The sequence below is a fragment of the Actinomadura livida genome (genome assembly GCF_014648675.1).
In the GTDB taxonomy this organism is placed as follows: domain Bacteria; phylum Actinomycetota; class Actinomycetes; order Streptosporangiales; family Streptosporangiaceae; genus Spirillospora; species Spirillospora livida.
Genome location: NZ_BMRO01000004.1, coordinates 129,743 through 131,673 on the forward strand (window position 1 = coordinate 129,743; position 1,931 = coordinate 131,673).

Consider the following 1,931-nt stretch of genomic DNA (forward strand, 5'->3'; position numbering starts at 1 on the left):
GTGGCGTCCTGGCTGCGCCGCATCGGATTCGTACTATCCACCAGTGACGACGAGAGCTTCCATTTGGCTCCCGCCGAAGGCATGGCCTCCGGCGCGATCCCGGCCCTGCTCCCATGGCCCGGCGCCGAAACCATCTACGACGCCCGCTGGATCCACGAGACGCCGTCCGCGATGGCTGCGTCCATAGCCGCAACGGTTTCCGAAGGCCGCTGGGAAACCGACCGAACCCTGGCCCGCAGCCAGGTCACAACCACCTACGGCCTGGACGAGGTCTGCCGCCAATGGACGGACCTCCTCACCACCTGACACCGGGACTCATGCCGGCCGGGACACCTCCGCGAACGGGGACGTCCCGAACCATCCCGGCAGTGCCCGGCGGAGCGTCTCCGGCCCCTGGATCTCGACCGCACCGGCCCGCATCGCGTCCAGCCAACCGATGTCGCCGCGCCAGATCAGGATCATCTGCCGCAGATCGGCGGTCACCGTCACCGACACCTCGTAACCGGGGTCCACGTCGCACACGTCCGCGCCGCCGGGGTCGAGCACCAGCCACCAGCGGCGGTCACGGGCGGGAGCGTCCGGGAAGACGAACAGCACCACGGTCCGCCCGTCCGGGACGCCGCCGCAGTCGATGTTGCGGCGCATGTCCCACATGAGCAGCTTCGGGTCGAGGTCCCGGTCGCCGAGTTCCCCGGCCCAGTGGACGCCCCACACGGCCAGCGCGCCGACCACCGGCCGCAGCTCCTCACCCGCCGCGGTCAGGACGTACCGCGCCCCGTTCCCGTCGGCGCGCTTGTCCACGACCCCCGCCCGCACCAGCTGGTTGAGCCGCTTCGACAGCAGCGTCGGGGACATCCGCGGCACACCGCGGCGCACCTCGTTGAAATGCTCGCTGCCCGACAGCAGCTCCCGAATGATCAAAAGCGTCCAGCGTTCGTCCAGGAGTTCCATCGCCTTCGCGACAGGACAGAATTGGTAATACGAAGCCCCCATGCTCCGCAGCCTAGAACGATGTCCGGCCCCGGTACAGATCCTGTACTAGGAATGCGCCTCCCCAGGTCCATAGCGTGGAAGCACGAAACGAGGGGAGCCGTCATGGGGGAAAAGATCGACACGGTCAAGGCCGGTCACCGAAAGATGTGGGCACTGGGGGACTACCCGTCGCTCGCCGCCGAAATCATCCCGAGCCTGGGCGAGGTCCTCGTCCGCGCGGCGAACGTGACCAGCGGCGACCGCGTCCTGGACGTCGCCGCCGGCTCGGGCAACGCCGCGATCCCGGCCGCCCGGGCCGGCGCGAAGGTCGTGGCCAGCGACCTGACGCCGGAACTGCTGGAAGCGGGCCGCCGCAAAGCCGACGCGGACCTCGAATGGAGGGAGGCCGACGCCGAGGCGCTGCCGTTCGGCGACGCCGAATTCGACATCGTCCTGTCGTGCGTCGGCGTGATGTTCGCCCCGCACCACCAGGCCGCCGCGGACGAACTGCTCCGCGTCTGCCGCCCGGGCGGCACGATCGCCCTGATCAACTGGACGCCGGGGGGCTTCATCGGCGAGATGTTCGCGACCATGAAGCCGTACGCGCCACCGCCGCCTCCGGGCGCGCAACCGCCCCCTCTCTGGGGCGACCCGGACCACGTCCGCACACTTTTCGGCGACCGCGTCACCGACGTCACGGCCCGCCGACAGAACATCCAGATCGACGCCTTCGAGAAGCCCGAGGACTTCCGCGACTACTTCAAGGCCCGCTACGGCCCCACCATCGCCGTCTACAACAACATCGCCGGCGACCCGGACAAGGTGGCCACCCTGGACGCGGCCCTGGCAGACCTGGTCCGCCGCCACGACAAGGGAACGTCCCCCCTGACGGTCGACTGGGAGTACCTGCTCCTGACCGCCAAGCGCGCCTGACACCACCCCGGGCCCATCGCGGGCAC

At 69.7% G+C, this 1,931-nt stretch carries 3 protein-coding genes; 2 read left to right on the forward strand and 1 reads right to left on the reverse strand.

Translation table 11 applies throughout. The features are described from left to right. A partial coding sequence (locus tag IEZ03_RS37725) for a glycosyltransferase (RefSeq protein ID WP_373293574.1) occupies nucleotides 1–306 on the forward strand: 306 nt, incomplete at its 5' end. Nucleotides 307–315: 9 nt separating this feature from the next. On the opposite strand, the gene IEZ03_RS10375 is transcribed toward IEZ03_RS37725, so the two are convergent. Beyond that, nucleotides 316–993 (reverse strand): winged helix-turn-helix transcriptional regulator, encoded by a 678-nt coding sequence (locus IEZ03_RS10375; RefSeq protein WP_184888774.1) that lies wholly within the window; start codon nucleotides 991–993, stop codon nucleotides 316–318. A 102-nt stretch (nucleotides 994–1,095) separates the two neighbouring features. Between IEZ03_RS10375 and IEZ03_RS10380 the strand changes: the two genes are divergently transcribed. After that, nucleotides 1,096–1,905, forward strand: a complete 810-nt coding sequence (locus IEZ03_RS10380; protein ID WP_184888772.1) for a class I SAM-dependent methyltransferase — start codon at nucleotides 1,096–1,098, stop codon at nucleotides 1,903–1,905. Nucleotides 1,906–1,931: the final 26 nt, after the last annotated feature.

Coding starts and splice junctions, on each gene's coding strand:
- IEZ03_RS10375 (WP_184888774.1), bottom strand. CDS start 993: ATGGGGGCTTCGTATTACCAATTCTGTCCTGTCGCGAAGGCGATGGAA.
- IEZ03_RS10380 (WP_184888772.1), top strand. CDS start 1,096: ATGGGGGAAAAGATCGACACGGTCAAGGCCGGTCACCGAAAGATGTGG.